Below are 14403 nucleotides of genomic sequence, written 5' to 3'. Positions count from 1 at the left end.
ATGTCGGTTACCGAGAACAACGTTTCCGAGGCTCTCCGCGAGGGGGCCGTCATTCCGGCGGCCTCCCGCGCGGAGCGCTTCACCTCCTACGACGTCGAGGCCTTCGAGGTCCCGGGCGGCCGTGAGGAGAACTGGCGCTTCACGCCGATGAAGCGGCTGCGCGGCCTGCACGACGGCAGCGCGCCCGCCACCGGCGAGATCACGCTGGAAGCCGACGCCGCCCCCGAACTGACCATCGAGACCGTCGGCCGCGATGACTCGCGGCTGGGCCAGGCCGGCGTGCCGAGCGACCGCATCGCCGCGCAGGCCTACTCCTCGTTCACCAAGGCCACCGTCGTGACGGTGCCCAAGGAGACCAAGGCGTCCAAGCCGTCGGTGCTGCGCATCCACGGCCCGGGTGTGGACCAGGTCGCCTACGGGCACCTGCAGGTCCGCGCCGAGGCGTTCGCCGAAGCCGTCGTCGTCCTCGACCACGTCGGCTCCGGCACCTACGCCGACAATGTCGAGTTCGTCATCGGCGACGGCGCCAAGGTCACCGTGGTCAGCGTCCAGGACTGGGCCGACGACGCGGTGCACGTCTCCGAGCAGCACCTCAAGCTGGGCCGCGACGCCGCGCTGCGGCACACGGTCATCACCCTGGGCGGTGACCTGGTCCGCGTCTCGCCGACGGCGACCTTCACCGACAAGGGCGGCGACGTCGACATGCTCGGCGTCTACTTCGCCGACGGCGGCCAGCACCAGGAGCACCGCCTCTTCGTCGACCACGCGGTGCCGAACTGCAAGTCGCGGGTGGGCTACAAGGGCGCGCTGCAGGGCGAGGGCGCGCACACGGTCTGGATCGGCGACGTGCTGATCCGCGCCGCGGCCGAGGCCACCGACACCTACGAGTTCAACCGCAACCTGGTGCTGACGCCCGGGGCGCGCGCGGACTCGGTGCCGAACCTGGAGATCGAGACCGGCGAGATCGAAGGCGCCGGCCACGCGAGCGCGACGGGAAGGTTCGACGACGAGCAGTTGTTCTACCTCCAGTCGCGCGGGATCGCCGAAGAAGCCGCCCGCCGTCTGGTCGTGCGCGGGTTCTTCCACGAGATCCTGGTGAAGATCGACGTCCCCGAGGTGCGGGAGCGCCTCGAAGCCGCGATCGAGGCCGAGCTCGAAGCCGTTGGCGCCTGACCGCTCTCTGACTTAGGAAACGAAGAAATGGCTACCCTGGAAATCAAGGACCTGCACGCCTCGGTCGAGACCGACGAGGGCGCCAAGGAGATCCTCAAGGGCGTGAACCTGACGATCAAGTCGGGCGAGACCCACGCGATCATGGGCCCCAACGGCTCCGGCAAGTCCACCCTGTCCTACGCGATCGCCGGCCACCCGAAGTACCAGGTGACCTCCGGCGAGGTGCTGCTCGACGGCGAGAACGTCCTCGAGATGAGCGTCGACGAGCGCGCCCGCGCCGGCCTCTTCCTGGCCATGCAGTACCCGGTCGAGGTCCCCGGCGTCTCCATGTCCAACTTCCTCCGCACCGCGGCCACCGCGGTCCGCGGCGAGGCCCCCAAGCTTCGCCTGTGGGTCAAGGAGGTCAAGGAGGAGATGGGCAAGCTCGAGATCTCGCAGGAGTTCGCCGAGCGCTCGGTCAACGAGGGCTTCTCCGGCGGCGAGAAGAAGCGCCACGAGATCCTGCAGCTGGCGCTGCTCAAGCCGAAGTTCGCCATCCTCGACGAGACCGACTCCGGTCTCGACGTCGACGCCCTGCGCGTCGTGTCCGAGGGGGTCAACGCCTACAAGGCTTCGAGCGAGGTCGGCGTCATGCTGATCACGCACTACACCCGGATCCTGCGGCACATCACGCCGGACTTCGTGCACGTCTTCGCCGGCGGCCAGATCGTCGAGTCGGGCGGCAAGGAGCTGGCCGACGAGCTGGAGGAGCACGGCTACGTCAAGTACGCCGGCAAGGCCGAGCCGGCCGCGCTCTGACACGTTCTATTACACCGAGAAGAGAGGAGTCGGCCCGATGACCACCACCTCGGCCAGCTCTGCTGATGCCACCTCGGCGGGAAAGCGTGCCTCGGCGGGTGTGCCGCTGGACGCGACCGCCCTGAGGGCCGACTTCCCGATCCTGTCGCGCACCGTCCGCGACGGGAAACCCTTGGTGTACCTGGACTCCGGGGCGACGTCACAACGCCCGACCGCGGTGTTCGACGCCGAACGCGACTACGTCTTCACGTCGAACGCCGCCGTCCACCGCGGTGCGCACCAGCTGTCCGAAGAGGCCACCGACGCCTACGAGTCCGCGCGCGCGAAGATCGCGGAGTTCGTCGGCGCCGACCCCGAGGAGCTGGTGTTCACCAAGAACGCGACCGAGGGCATCAACCTCGTCGCGTACTCGATGAGCAACGCCGCGACGGCCGGTCCGGAAGCCGAGCGCTTCCGGGTCGGCGCGGGCGACGAGATCGTCATCACCGAGATGGAGCACCACGCGAACCTCGTGCCCTGGCAGCAGCTGTGCCAGCGCACCGGGGCGACGCTGAAGTGGTTCAAGGTGACCGCGGACGGCAGGCTCGACCTGTCCGATGTGGACGAACTGATCACGCCGCGCACGAAGGTGGTCGCGTTCGCGCACCAGTCCAACGTGCTCGGCACGGTCAACCCCGTCGACTTCCTCGTCGAGAAGGCCAAGGCCGTCGGTGCGCTGACCGTGCTGGACGCCTGCCAATCGGTGCCCCACTTCGCTGTCGACTTCCACGCGCTTGGTGTCGACTTCGCGGTGTTCTCCGGGCACAAGATGCTCGGCCCGTCCGGCATCGGTGTCCTTTACGGACGCACCGAACTGCTGTCGGCCATGCCGCCGTTCCTCACCGGCGGGTCGATGATCGAGATGGTCAAGATGGAGGCCACCACCTTCGCGCCGCCGCCGCAGCGGTTCGAGGCGGGCGTGCCGATGACGTCGCAGGCCATCGGCCTCGGCGCGGCCGTCGACTACCTCTCGGCCATCGGCATGGACCGGATCGCGGCGCACGAGCACGAGCTCGCCGCGGCCGCCCTCGAAGGCATCGGCGCCATCCCCGGCGTCCGGATCATCGGGCCGACCGACCTGAAGGACCGCGGCGCGACCGTGTCGTTCGTGATCGACGGCGTGCACCCGCACGACGCCGGCCAGGTGCTCGACAGCCTCGGCATCGCCGTCCGCGTCGGCCACCACTGCGCGTGGCCGCTGCACCGCGCGTGCGGCGCGCAGGCGACCGTGCGGGCGTCGTTCTACCTCTACAACACGCTGTCCGAAGTGGACGCCCTGGTAGCGGGTGTTCGCGAGGCCCAGAAGTTCTTCGGGGTGGACCGGTGAACCTGGAAAGCATGTACCAGGAGATCATCCTGGACCACTACAAGAACCCGCACGGCCGTGGCCTGCGGGACCCGTTCGACGCCGAGTCGTTCCAGGTCAACCCGACCTGCGGCGACGAGGTGACGCTGCGGGTCAAGCTCGAGGACGGGAAGGTCTCCGACGTCTCCTACGACGGCCAGGGCTGCTCCATCAGCCAGGCCTCGACGTCGGTCATGACGGACCTCGTCACCGGGCACACCCTCGAGGAAGCGTTCACCACCATGGACGCGTTCGTCGAACTGATGCAGGGCAAGGGAAAGGTCGAACCGGACGAGGAAGTGCTGGAGGACGGCATCGCCTTCGCGGGCGTCGCCAAGTACCCGGCCAGGGTCAAGTGCGCCCTCCTCGGCTGGATGGCCTTCAAGGACGCCGTCGCCCGGACCACCAGTGGAGTTGAGAAAGCATGACCGAAGAGACCGCCACTCGTGAGGGGCGCACCGCCGCCGACCTCGACGCCGAGACCACCGCTACGCAGGACATCGACCTCGCGAAGCTCGAAGACGTCGAGGAGGCCATGCGCGACGTCGTCGACCCGGAGCTCGGCATCAACGTCGTCGACCTGGGCCTGGTCTACGACATCCGCGTCGAGCCGGACAACACGGCGACCATCGACATGACGCTCACGTCGGCGGCCTGCCCGCTGACCGACGTCATCGAGGACCAGACGTCGGCCGCGCTGACGTCCGGCGGCCTCGTCAAGGACTTCCGGATCAACTGGGTCTGGATGCCGCCGTGGGGCCCGGAGAAGATCACCGAGGACGGCCGCGAGCAGCTGCGCGCCCTCGGCTTCACCGTCTGACTTCTCGCCCATCGAGCGGGTCACCCTCCGGGGTGGCCCGCTTTGTGTATAACGACCTATACCGCGCGTGCCAGGCCAGCGCGTACAGGACGAGCGTGGTGAGGAAGCCGCTGCCGGCGCCGGTGACCGCGAGGTAGGTCGCGTTGCCGACCACGCCCGCGCGGGTCATCGGGTCGTGGTGGGCGAGGAACGGCAGCACTTCCGCGAGTACGCCGGTGAGCGTCCCGGCGGCCAGGAAAGCTGCGGTCGCTTTGCGGCGTCGGATGGCGGGCGGCGCCGGTTCGGCGGGGGCCGCGCGGTACCACTTCCGCAGCCACCACAGGAGGATCGCGGCCCCGGCGATCGTGCTGACCAGCTGGATCAGCCGGCCGACGTCGACCCCGGTGACGAGCGGGGTCCGCAGGAAGGCGAACCCGTCGTTCTCGTGGGTGAAGGCGTCCCAGCCGACGTGGGTGGCGGCGCCGATGACCAGGGACAGCGCGATCCAGCCGGGCCGTCGCCAATCGAAGGGGTGACGGGGGAGCCGTTCGGCCAGGGGTTTCGGGGCCAGGGCCAGCAGGGGGCGTTTCAGGACGACCTGGAAGAGCGCGAGGATCACCAGCGCGAGGAGCGGGTCGAGCCAGAGGACCGAGGTGAGTTCGTGCGTCTTCGTCAGGCCGACGCCGGGAAGCCGTGGCACGAACCAGAAGACGTCCGGCGCCACGGACCCGGCGACGAGCGCGGACGGGACCAGCGGCCCGCGCAGCAGCGGGAGCACGGCGGCGGGATGACTCAGCGTGAACGGCACGGAGCTAGTATCCCGGGGTGGTCCTGCGGTCGATCCTCCTGTTCCTGGCCGCGGCGGTCTGCGAAATCGGCGGCGCGTGGCTGATCTGGCAAGGCGTTCGCGAGCACCGCGGCTGGCTCTGGATCGGCGGCGGCCTGGTCGCCCTGGGCCTGTACGGCTTCGTGGCCACCCTCCAGCCGGACGCCCAGTTCGGCCGCATCCTGGCGGCGTACGGCGGCGTGTTCGTGGCGGGCTCGCTGGCCTGGGGAATGGTGGCGGACGGCTACCGCCCGGACCGCTACGACGTGCTGGGCGCGCTGCTGTGCCTGGCGGGGGTCGCGGTGATCATGTACGCGCCCCGGACGGGGTAACGACGGCGGTCGTGGCCCGATAGATCATCGTGACCGAGATGTCCTTTCCGTCCGCGCCACCGTCCGCGCCGAAACGCTCCGGCGTGTCCAAGGTGCTCCTGCTGATGATCGTCGTCGCGGTGCTCGGGGTGGCCGCCGGGGGCTACGGCGTCGGCCGGATCATGGTGGGGTACGAGGCCTACAAGATCCCGGGCGCGCACATGAGCCCGACCCTGGTGCCCGGTGACCAGCTCGTGGTGCGCCGGGCGAACGGCACCGAGGTGCACCGCGGGGACCTCGTCGCCATCGACGCCGGCGCGTTCGCCCAGCCGAGCCACGAGGGCGTCAGCGTCTTCCGCGTGGTCGGGATCGCCGGGGACACCGTCGCCTGCTGCACCGACCGGAACCTCTCGGTGAACGGCAAGCCGATCACCGAGCCCTACATCAACCCCGGCGACGACGCCCTCTTCGGGTTCTCCACCAAGGTTCCCGACGGCGCGATCTTCGTCGAGGGTGACAACCGCGGCAACTCCGACGACTCGCGGTTCAGCGGTCCCGTGCGGCTGTCCGGGGTCATCGGGTTCGTGGTCGCGACCGGCACGGTCATCACACCGCGGTCACTGACCCCGGTGACCGCGTTCACCGACGCGGGCCTGCCCGGAACCCCGTACTCCGACTCGACGCTCCCCACCCTGCGGTGGTGGATCCTCGGCGGGTTCGTGCTGTTCGTCGCCGGGCTCATCGGCGTGATCGTGAGCGCTGTCCGGAGCGCCGGAAGACGACGAAGAGCAGCCGCAGCCCCACCAGTGCACTGATCACCAGCAGGTTGTAGCCGAAGACCTGGTTCAGCGTCAGCTCCGGCAGGAGCCGCGGGCCGCTCGTGCCGGTCAGCAGGAAGACCGCCATCAAGCCCGTTGCCGCACCGACGAAGGCCAGCAGGACCTCGTGGACCAGGCCGGTGACGACGTCGCGGTCGCGCTCGTCGGAGAACAGCCGGACGTTCACCGACAGCCGGCCCTCCTCCAGCGCGGCGCCGATCCGGTCGACGCGGCGGGGGATGCGGCGCAGCACCGGGAGCAGCGCCGTCAGCTCGGTGACCGCGGTGCGGCCCAGCGAACCCGGCCGCAGGCCGGCGCCGACCTGCTCGACGGCGAACGCACGGGACTCGGCCACGACGTCGAACCCCGGGGAGAGGGCCGCGAGCGTGCCCTCGACCGTGGCCAGGGCCCGGAACACCGCGGCCACCGGCGGCGGGACGCTCAGCCGGAAGTCGGTGACCACCCGGAACAGGCCGGTGAACAGGGCGAGATCGGGCGTTCGGCCGGGGCCGAAGTGGCGGGCGACCAGGGCGCCGAGGGCGCGTTCGAGGCGTTGCTCGTCGATGTCGCCGGTGCGGTCGACGATCTCCAGCAGCCCGTCGCGCAGGGCCGCCGGGTCACCGCGGTCCAGGGCCAGCACGAGGTTTTGCAGGCCGCCGCGCAGTGCGGAGTCGAGGCGGCCGACCGAGCCGAAGTCGAGCAGGCCGAGTCGGCCGTCGGCCAGCAGCATGAGGTTGCCCGGGTGCGGGTCGGCGTGGAAGACGCCGCCGATCATGACCTGGTCGAGCAGGCAGCGCAGCAGCGACCGGGCGAGCCGCTCGCGCTCGGGCGCCGGCGCGGTCTCCAGGGGTTTGCCGTCGAGCCGGGACATCACCAGGACGCGCTCGGTGGACAGTGCTTTGTGGACGGTCGGCAGCGCGACGTCCGGGCCGGAAGTGGCGGCCACGGCGGCGATGTTGCGGGCCTCGATGGTGAAGTCCAGCTCTTCGGACAGTGCCGTGGCGAACCCGTCGGCGAGTTCGGCGACGCCGAGCGAGCGCGCCCAGTCCGCCCGCCCCTCCAGCGCGGCGGCGACGCGGCGGACGATGTCGACGTCCCGTTCGGCCTGCTCCCGCACTCCGGGCCGCTGGACCTTCACGACGACGTCCTCGCCGCTGCGCAACCGTGCTTTGTAGACCTGCGCGATCGACGCCGCCGCAAGGGGTTCCGGGTCGAACTCGGCGAAGACGTCGTCGGGCGAGCCGCCGAGCTCGGCCTCCAGGACGGCCCAGACGGCGTCGGCGCGGGCGGGGGTGACCTGGTCCTGGAGCTTGCCCAGCTCGTCGACGAACACCGGCGGCAGCAGGTCCGAGCGCGTCGAAAGGAGCTGGCCGAGCTTCACGAACGTCACGCCGCCCTCCTCGAGGGCGCGGCGCAGCGAGCGGGCGAGCTTGGCGTGCCGTCCCGGGGCCAGGCCGGGTTCGCGGCGCCCGGCGAGGTAGCGGCCGAGGCCGTGCTTGAGCGCGATCCGGCTGATCTGCGAATACCGGCGGGCGCGCGACACCCGGGCGCGCACCGCGCGCAGCCGTCCCAGCCCGAGGCCGCCCGGGAACGCCATCTCGGCGACGAACAGGAAGAGCAGCGTCGCGAGGAAAGCGCTGCCCGCCAACGGGATCAGCAGCCCGAGCGCCGCACCGCCGTGGTGCAGCAGGGAAACCGGGAACGCCCGCCCGATGGCGCCCGCGACGAGCCAGCCGAACGCGGCGCCGCACAGCGCGCGGGCGGTGCCGATGCGGAAGCCGAGCACCCGCCTCGACGCGGCCACGAGCGGCCACAGCACGAGCGCGTACAGGGGGAGGGTCAGCAGGCCCAGCAGGATGTCCACGCCGGGAAGCAGACCACGGCGGCCGGGCGGGGCGGCTCACGCAGCGGCGGGACCGGCCTCCCTCGCGCGAGGGAGCTACTTTCGGCCGTGGCCCGGACCGCCGGTGGACTTCTAACCTGACCGCGCGAACCACGGTGAAGTGTTCTCTAACCGGACAAAAGGAGACACGATGAACGGACGTCTGCTCGGGCGGGTCCTGGTGCTGGCCGCGGCGGTCTCGGTGCCGCTGGGCGCCGGGCTCACCACTGCTTCCGCCGCGCCGGCCGCGGTCACGACGGTGTACTACAGCTCGTCCGGCGCGCCTGACTACCTGGCCCAGATCGACCAGGGCGCGGCCAACTGGAACGCCGTCGTCACCGACGTCAAGCTGGTCAAGCGCAGCAGCGGTGCCACGGTCAAGTTCCACGAGATCCACAGCGGCGGCTCGTACACGAACACCAATGGCCACGGCCGGGGCGACATCTACCTGGACACCAGCCAGGTCGCGGAGGGTTTCGACCCGACCCGGATCGCGGCGCACGAGCTGGGCCACAACCTCGGCCTGCCCGACGACTACACCGGCCCGTGCACCGAGCTGATGTCCGGTCACGGCCCGGGCACGGCGTGCAAGAACGCGAAGCCGTCGGCCGCGGAGGCGGCGAAGGTCCAGTCCCTGTGGGCGAACGGCTTCGCGGCGTCGGAGACCCGCCAGGTCGCTTACTAGCCGCTTCGCGCCTGGTTGCCCACAGGGCACGCGAGATGTGGACAACCAGGCGCCGGCGGCGGCTTTTCGGGCTTTCCGTCGGAGGGCCCCGGTACGCTGGAAGCGGGGCCGGACCCCCGGAGAGGGCGGGGGGCGCCTCCATCTCGAGAGGGAAGCGGCCGGGCCCGCGACCTGCGAAGATCGCCGGGTGCGTGTACTCCGGCCGCTGGTGAGCAGGGCGACCTACCGCCGCTGGGTGTACCTCGTCCTCGGCGGGGCGATCGGCGTGCCCTACCTGCTGTTCGCCGCCGTGGCCGTGCCGTCGCTGCTGCCGTTCGCCGCGACCCTGGAGCGAGCGGCCGAGATCGGCGGGGTGGTCACGCTGCTCGTCGTGGCCGGGACGGCGTTCCTGCCCGCCGTGCACGTCCTCGAGTCCACCGCCGTCCGCGAGCTGCTCGACAACCCGGCGCCGGGCGCGCCCGCGAAACCGCGGTCGCGGCCGGGGCGGGTCCGGGCCGCGGTGATGTTCGTGCTGCACGTGGTGGTCGGGTTCGGGGTCAGCTTGGCCAGCCTGGCCGCGCCGGTCGCGTTCGGGTTCGCGGTGAGCGCGGTCTTCACCGGCAAGCTGATCCAGGGCGACGCCGAGGTCACCGTGCCGAAAGGCTGGGCGTCCGCGTGGATCCCGGTGGTTTCCGCGGTCGCCCTGGTGGTGCTGATCTACGCCGTGTGGGTGATCGGCGGGCTGCTGCGCCGGGCCGCGGCCCGGCTGCTCGGGATGACCGCCGCCGACCGGATCGCCCAGCTGGAACGGCGGACCGAGCAGCTCGCCGAGCGCAACCGGCTGGCCAGGGAGCTGCACGACTCGGTGGGGCACGCGCTGAGCGTCGTCTCGATCCAGGCCGGCGCCGCCCGGCGGACGCTGCGCACCGACCCGGACTTCACCGAACGCGCGCTCGGCGCCATCGAGGACTCCGCCCGCACCGCGCTCGACGACCTCGACCACGTGCTCGGGCTGCTGCGCGAGGAAGCCGCGGGCCGGACGCCGCAGCCGTCGCTGACCGAGCTGCCGAACCTCCTCGACGCGACCCGGCTGGCCGGCACCGAGGTCACCGCCGACATCGAGGGCGACCTGGCCGCGGTGCCGCCGGTGGTGTCGCGCGAGGTGTACCGGATCCTGCAGGAATGCCTGACCAACGCGGTGCGCCACGCCGGTAGGGTCCCGGTGACGCTGGCCGTCGACGTCGCGGCGAGCGCCCTGGTCGCCCGGGTCGGCAACCCGCTCGGCGGCGGGACGCCGCGGGCCGGGCGCCGGGGCCTGCGCGGCATGGCCGAGCGGGCGGCGGTGCTCGGCGGCGAGCTGACCGCCGGACGGGCGGGGGAGCGGTGGGAGGTCGTGGTGCGGGTGCCGTGGGGGAGCGGGCGATGAACGTCGGGGTGCTGCTGGTCGACGACGAGCCGCTGATCCGCGCCGGGCTGCGCGTGATCGTCGACAGCGAAGACGGCCTGACCGTGCTCGGCGAGGCCGCCGACGGCGCCGAGGTGCCCGGGCTGGTGGCCCGGCTGCGCCCGGACGTCGTCCTGATGGACGTCCGGATGCCCGCGGTGGACGGGATTCGTGCCACCACGCACCTGATGTCTACTGTGGACGATCCGCCGAAGGTGATCGTGGTGACGACCTTCGAGAACGACGACTACGTCTACGACGCGCTCGTCGCGGGCGCCAGCGGGTTCCTGCTCAAGCGGGCCCGGCCGGAGGAGATCGTCGCGGCGATCCGGACCGTGGTGGCGGGGGAGTCGCTGCTCTTCCCGTCGGCGATCCGGCGGCTGGCCGCCCAGCACTCACCGTCGCCGTCGGGCGACGGCCTGGCGAGCGCCGGGCTGACCGAGCGCGAGCGCGAAGTGCTGCGGCTGATGGCCACCGGACTGTCCAATGTGGAGATAGCGGGCGAGCTGTACCTGGGTGTCCAGACGGTGAAGACCCACGTGGGCAACGTACTGTCCAAGCTGGGGGCGCGGGACCGCACCCAGGCGGTGGTCCGGGCGTACGACTCGGGCTTCGTGGCCCCCAGCGGCAGCTGACGCGCTACTGGTGATACGGCCCGCGCGGCGACTGGTATCCCGGCGGCGGGGCTTGCTGAACCCCGTGTGGCGGGGCAAACCCCGGTTGCTGAGACCCTTGTGCTGGGGCGAATCCCGGCTGTTGCTGAGACCCCTGCGGCGGCGTGAACCCCGGCTGCTGCTCGGACCCCTGCGGCGGGGCGGATCCCGGCTGCTGCTGAGGTCCGTGCGCTGGGGCGAATTCCGGCTGTTGCTGTGAGCCCAGTGCTGGGGTGAATCCCGGCTGTTGCCGAGACCCTTGCGGCGGCGTGAATCCCGGCTGCTGCTGGAACTCCGGCTGCTGCGGGAAGTCCTGTCGTACCGGGAATCCCTGCGGCGCGTATCCCGGCTGCGGAGCGAAACCGGCCTGCTGGCCGGGCACGGTCTGGGCGACCGCGCCCGATCCGTGCGGCGAACCGAAGCCCACCTGCTGCCCGGGCACGCCCTGGACGACCGAGCCGGATTCCCGGCGCCGGATCGCGACCACCAGCCGCCAGCCGCACAGGCCCGCGACTCCCGTGCCGATGCCGAACGTGACCCAGCGGCCGCCGTTCTTGAAGGTGTCCGCGCTGTCCAGCGATTCCTGGCGCTTCTCTTCGTAGGTCTCGGTGGTCGTCAAGCCGTACTGCGTCCGGTCGCAGGTCTGGCCCGGCCGCATCTCCTCACTGCCGCACAGCACCTTGGCGCTGGGCTCGCCGGAGCCGAACAGGCCGAGCGCCACCAGGCTCAGGCCGAACAACAAGCCGATCGACCACCACACCACGCTTTTCACGGTTCCCCCTCGATGTCACCGGCCGTGCACGCAAAATAACCCGGTGATCAGCCAAGGTGGGACGAAACGGCCGGATTGGCCGCTTCAGGACACGGTCCGGTCGAGGTCGTCGAGCAGGGCCTGGATCGCCGCCGCCATCGTGGCCGGGTCGCCGTCGCCGGGGCGCAGCACCAGGTCGGGGGCCTCGGGACGCTCGTACGGTGCGTCGATGCCGGTGAACCCGGTGATCTCCCCGGCGCGCGCCTTCGCGTACATCCCCTTCGGGTCGCGCGCCTCGCACAGCTCCAGGGGCGTGTCGACGAAGACCTCGGCGAACGGCAGCCCCGCGTGGATCGACCGGGCCTGCTCCCGGTCCGCCGCGTACGGGCTGATCAGCGACGCGATCGCGACGACTCCCGCGTCGGCGAACAGCTTGGCGACCTCGGCGACGCGCCGGACGTTCTCCGCGCGGTCCGCCGGGCTGAACCCGAGGCCCGCGTTGAGGCCGTGGCGCAGGTTGTCGCCGTCCAGGAGGTAGGCCGGGCGGCCCGCGGCGACCAGCCGGCGTTCCAGTTCCACCGCCACCGACGACTTGCCCGACGCCGAGAGCCCGGTCAGCCACACCGTGGCGCCGCGCGTCGGCCGGTCCTCGCGGCGCACCGCCGTGGTGTGCCAGACGACCGGGGACGCCGCGGCGCCGGTGATCATCCCGGCCGCGACCGTGTCGCCGGTGTGCTCGTCGACCAGCAGGAAACCGCCGGTCGCGCGGTTGCGGCGGTAGGCGTCGAACAGCAGCGGCGCGCGGGTGCGCAGCCGGATCCGGCCGATGTCGTTGAGCCGCAACGACTCCGCCGTCTCGTCGCGGTGCAGCGTGGTGACGTCGAGGCGGTAGTCCAGCTTCTCCACGGAACCACGCGTTTCGGTGGTCGTGTGCCGGACGACGTACGTCGCGCCCGGGGTCAGGGAAGAACGTTCGGAGAACCAGCAGACCAGCGCGTCGACCTCGCGGGCCGACTCGGCGCGGTTGCCGGGGCGGCACAGCATCGCGCCGCGGCCGAGATCGAGGTCGTCGGCCAGCTCGACCGCCACCGCCTGTCCCGTGAAGGCCTCGGACAGCGGTTTCCCGCCTGGGCCCCACACCGCGCGCACCTTCGAGGTGAACCCGGACGGCAGCGCGACGACCTCGTCGCCCGGCTTGAACACGCCGCCGGCGATCGTGCCCGCGTAGCCGCGGAAGTCCGAGCGCCGGATCACGTACTGCACCGGGAACCGCGCGTCGATCAGGTTGCGGTCGGAGGCGACGTGCACTTCTTCCAGCTGGTGCAGCAGCGAAGTCCCTTCGTACCAAGGCATGCTGGCGCTGCGGTGGACGACGTTGTCGCCGTGCAGCGCCGAGACCGGCACGAACGTCAGGTCGGCGACGTCGAGCTTCATCGCGAACCGCCGGAAGTCCTCGCGGATCTCGTCGAACCGCTCCGGCGACCAGCCGACGAGGTCCATCTTGTTGACGCACACCACGAGGTGCCCGATCCCCAGCAGCGACGCGAGGAACGCGTGCCGCCGCGACTGTTCGAGCACACCCTTGCGCGCGTCGACCAGCACCAGGGCCAGGTCCGCGGTGGACGCGCCGGTCACCATGTTCCGGGTGTACTGCAAGTGCCCCGGGGTGTCGGCGATGATGAACTTCCGCTTGGGCGTGGCGAAGTAGCGGTGCGCGACGTCGATGGTGATGCCCTGCTCGCGTTCGGCGCGCAGGCCGTCGGTGAGCAGCGCGAGGTCCGGGTAGTCCTCGCCGCGCTCGCGGCTCGTCCGTTCGAGGGCGGCGAGCTGGTCGGTGAAAATCGCCTTCGAGTCGAACAGCAGCCGCCCGATCAGCGTGGACTTGCCGTCGTCGACGCTGCCCGCCGTGGCGATCCGCAGCAGCTGCATCAGAAGTAGCCTTCCCGCTTGCGGTCTTCCATGCCTGCCTCGGAAATCCGGTCGTCCGCGCGGGTCGCACCGCGCTCGGTGACGCGCGTCGCGGCGACCTCGGCGACCACTTCGGACGGTGTCGCCGCCGACGACTCGACGCAACCGGTGCACGTGGCGTCGCCGACGGTCCGGAACCGCACGGTCGCCTCGTACGGCGTCTCACCGTCCACAAGAGACAGGAACCGGGTGGCCGCGAGCAGCATGCCGTCGCGTTGGACGACCTCGCGCCGATGCGCGTAGTACAGCGGCGGCAACGCGATCCGCTCGTCGCGGATGTACTGCCAGATGTCCAGCTCGGTCCAGTTGGACAGCGGGAAGACGCGGATGTGCTCACCGCGCCGGTGCCGCCCGTTGTAGAGGTTCCACAGCTCGGGCCGTTGCGCGCGCGGGTCCCACTGGCCGTGCTCGTCGCGGAAGCTGAACACGCGCTCCTTGGCCCGGGCCTTCTCCTCGTCGCGGCGGGCGCCGCCGAACACGGCGTCGAAACCGCCTTCACGGATCGCGCGCAGCAGCGTGGCCGTCTGCAGCCGGTTGCGGCTGGCCCGCGGCCCGGTCTCCTCGACGACGCGCCCGGCGTCGAGGTCGTCCTGGACGCTCGCGACGTGCAGCCGCAGGCCGAGGGAGGCGACGGTCTCGTCGCGGAACCGCAGCACCTCGTCGAAGTTGTGGCCGGTGTCGACGTGCAGCACCGGGAACGGCAGCGGCGCCGGCCAGAACGCCTTCGCCGCCACGTGGAGCATCACCACCGAGTCCTTGCCGCCGGAAAAGAGCAGGACGGGGTGCTCGAACGTCGCCGCCACCTCGCGGAAGACGTGCACGGCCTCCGCTTCGAGCGCGGCCAGGTGCGACAGCTCGTACGAGGTCACGGACACCCGAAAAAAGTAGAACATGTTCTTGTCATCGGTCAAGCGGTGCGAGACCCTGTGACG

Annotated in this window: 15 protein-coding genes; 10 read left to right on the top strand and 5 right to left on the bottom strand. The window is 71.2% G+C overall.

Features of this window, described 5'->3' with window-relative positions; genetic code table 11:
- Genes sufD through VA596_RS24375 form a run of 5 tightly spaced genes read left to right on the top strand, consistent with a single transcriptional unit; the run spans position 1 to position 4175 of the window.
- Positions 1–1173 carry a Fe-S cluster assembly protein SufD gene (sufD, locus tag VA596_RS24395; RefSeq protein WP_323330378.1) on the top strand — a complete coding sequence of 391 codons (1173 nt, stop codon included), beginning with the start codon at positions 1–3 and terminating at the stop codon, positions 1171–1173.
- Positions 1174–1200: 27 nt separating this feature from the next.
- Positions 1201–1971, top strand: coding sequence for a Fe-S cluster assembly ATPase SufC (sufC, locus tag VA596_RS24390; protein WP_323330376.1), 771 nt, complete (start codon positions 1201–1203; stop codon positions 1969–1971).
- 37 nt (positions 1972–2008) lie between these two features.
- On the top strand, positions 2009–3337 hold the full coding sequence (locus VA596_RS24385; RefSeq protein WP_323330373.1) for a cysteine desulfurase: 1329 nt from the start codon (positions 2009–2011) through the stop codon (positions 3335–3337).
- Positions 3334–3783: a Fe-S cluster assembly sulfur transfer protein SufU gene (gene sufU / locus VA596_RS24380; protein WP_323330371.1), complete on the top strand. Its 450-nt coding sequence runs from the start codon at positions 3334–3336 to the stop codon at positions 3781–3783. The genes VA596_RS24385 and sufU overlap by 4 nt, the downstream gene beginning before the upstream one ends.
- A complete protein-coding gene (locus tag VA596_RS24375) occupies positions 3780–4175 on the top strand; it encodes a metal-sulfur cluster assembly factor (protein WP_323330369.1) in 396 nt (131 codons plus the stop codon). Before sufU ends, VA596_RS24375 begins: the two co-directional genes overlap by 4 nt.
- On the opposite strand, the gene VA596_RS24370 is transcribed toward VA596_RS24375, so the two are convergent.
- Positions 4165–4962: a DUF4184 family protein gene (locus tag VA596_RS24370; RefSeq protein ID WP_323330368.1), complete on the bottom strand. Its 798-nt coding sequence runs from the start codon at positions 4960–4962 to the stop codon at positions 4165–4167. The genes VA596_RS24375 and VA596_RS24370 overlap by 11 nt on opposite strands.
- A 17-nt stretch (positions 4963–4979) precedes the next feature.
- Between VA596_RS24370 and VA596_RS24365 the strand changes: the two genes are divergently transcribed.
- Positions 4980–5312 (top strand): YnfA family protein, encoded by a 333-nt coding sequence (locus VA596_RS24365; RefSeq protein ID WP_323330366.1) that lies wholly within the window; start codon positions 4980–4982, stop codon positions 5310–5312.
- A 38-nt stretch (positions 5313–5350) separates the two neighbouring features.
- A complete protein-coding gene (lepB, locus tag VA596_RS24360; RefSeq protein ID WP_323330364.1) occupies positions 5351–6106 on the top strand; it encodes a signal peptidase I in 756 nt (251 codons plus the stop codon).
- On the opposite strand, the gene VA596_RS24355 is transcribed toward lepB, so the two are convergent.
- On the bottom strand, positions 6030–7973 hold the full coding sequence (locus VA596_RS24355) for an ABC1 kinase family protein (RefSeq protein ID WP_323330362.1): 1944 nt from the start codon (positions 7971–7973) through the stop codon (positions 6030–6032). The genes lepB and VA596_RS24355 overlap by 77 nt on opposite strands.
- A 169-nt stretch (positions 7974–8142) precedes the next feature.
- Here VA596_RS24355 and VA596_RS24350 point away from each other — a divergent pair, with 169 nt between their 5' ends.
- The 3 genes from VA596_RS24350 (at position 8143) to VA596_RS24340 (ending at position 10734) form a co-directional block, all read left to right on the top strand.
- The gene (locus tag VA596_RS24350) at positions 8143–8676 is read left to right on the top strand and encodes a snapalysin family zinc-dependent metalloprotease (protein ID WP_323330360.1); all 534 of its coding nucleotides are present in this window, start codon (positions 8143–8145) and stop codon (positions 8674–8676) included.
- Positions 8677–8863: 187 nt separating this feature from the next.
- Positions 8864–10081, top strand: coding sequence for a sensor histidine kinase (locus VA596_RS24345; RefSeq protein ID WP_323330358.1), 1218 nt, complete (start codon positions 8864–8866; stop codon positions 10079–10081).
- The gene (locus VA596_RS24340) at positions 10078–10734 is read left to right on the top strand and encodes a response regulator transcription factor (protein WP_323330356.1); all 657 of its coding nucleotides are present in this window, start codon (positions 10078–10080) and stop codon (positions 10732–10734) included. The genes VA596_RS24345 and VA596_RS24340 overlap by 4 nt, the downstream gene beginning before the upstream one ends.
- A 4-nt stretch (positions 10735–10738) precedes the next feature.
- On the opposite strand, the gene VA596_RS24335 is transcribed toward VA596_RS24340, so the two are convergent.
- The 3 genes from VA596_RS24335 to cysD form a co-directional block, all read right to left on the bottom strand.
- Positions 10739–11524 (bottom strand): hypothetical protein, encoded by a 786-nt coding sequence (locus VA596_RS24335; protein WP_323330354.1) that lies wholly within the window; start codon positions 11522–11524, stop codon positions 10739–10741.
- A gap of 84 nt (positions 11525–11608) precedes the next feature.
- Positions 11609–13432, bottom strand: a complete 1824-nt coding sequence (gene cysC / locus VA596_RS24330; RefSeq protein ID WP_323330352.1) for an adenylyl-sulfate kinase — start codon at positions 13430–13432, stop codon at positions 11609–11611.
- Positions 13432–14364: a sulfate adenylyltransferase subunit CysD gene (gene cysD / locus VA596_RS24325; RefSeq protein WP_323330555.1), complete on the bottom strand. Its 933-nt coding sequence runs from the start codon at positions 14362–14364 to the stop codon at positions 13432–13434. The genes cysC and cysD overlap by 1 nt, the downstream gene beginning before the upstream one ends.
- Between the last annotated feature and the right edge of the window lie 39 nt (positions 14365–14403).

The organism is Amycolatopsis heterodermiae, assembly GCF_034929455.1.
Classification (GTDB): Bacteria; Actinomycetota; Actinomycetes; order Mycobacteriales; family Pseudonocardiaceae; genus Amycolatopsis; species Amycolatopsis heterodermiae.
Note: the sequence above shows the minus strand (reverse complement) of the source record. Positions and strands in the feature narration are given on the sequence as shown.

Bases quoted from the DNA above. Each gene is read 5' to 3' on its own strand.
- sufC (WP_323330376.1), top strand. From the start codon at position 1,201: ATGGCTACCCTGGAAATCAAGGACCTGCACGCCTCGGTCGAGACCGAC.
- VA596_RS24375 (WP_323330369.1), top strand. From the start codon at position 3,780: ATGACCGAAGAGACCGCCACTCGTGAGGGGCGCACCGCCGCCGACCTC.
- VA596_RS24350 (WP_323330360.1), top strand. From the start codon at position 8,143: ATGAACGGACGTCTGCTCGGGCGGGTCCTGGTGCTGGCCGCGGCGGTC.
- lepB (WP_323330364.1), top strand. From the start codon at position 5,351: ATGTCCTTTCCGTCCGCGCCACCGTCCGCGCCGAAACGCTCCGGCGTG.
- sufD (WP_323330378.1), top strand. From the start codon at position 1: ATGTCGGTTACCGAGAACAACGTTTCCGAGGCTCTCCGCGAGGGGGCC.
- VA596_RS24385 (WP_323330373.1), top strand. From the start codon at position 2,009: ATGACCACCACCTCGGCCAGCTCTGCTGATGCCACCTCGGCGGGAAAG.
- cysD (WP_323330555.1), bottom strand. From the start codon at position 14,364: ATGTTCTACTTTTTTCGGGTGTCCGTGACCTCGTACGAGCTGTCGCAC.
- cysC (WP_323330352.1), bottom strand. From the start codon at position 13,432: ATGCAGCTGCTGCGGATCGCCACGGCGGGCAGCGTCGACGACGGCAAG.
- VA596_RS24340 (WP_323330356.1), top strand. From the start codon at position 10,078: ATGAACGTCGGGGTGCTGCTGGTCGACGACGAGCCGCTGATCCGCGCC.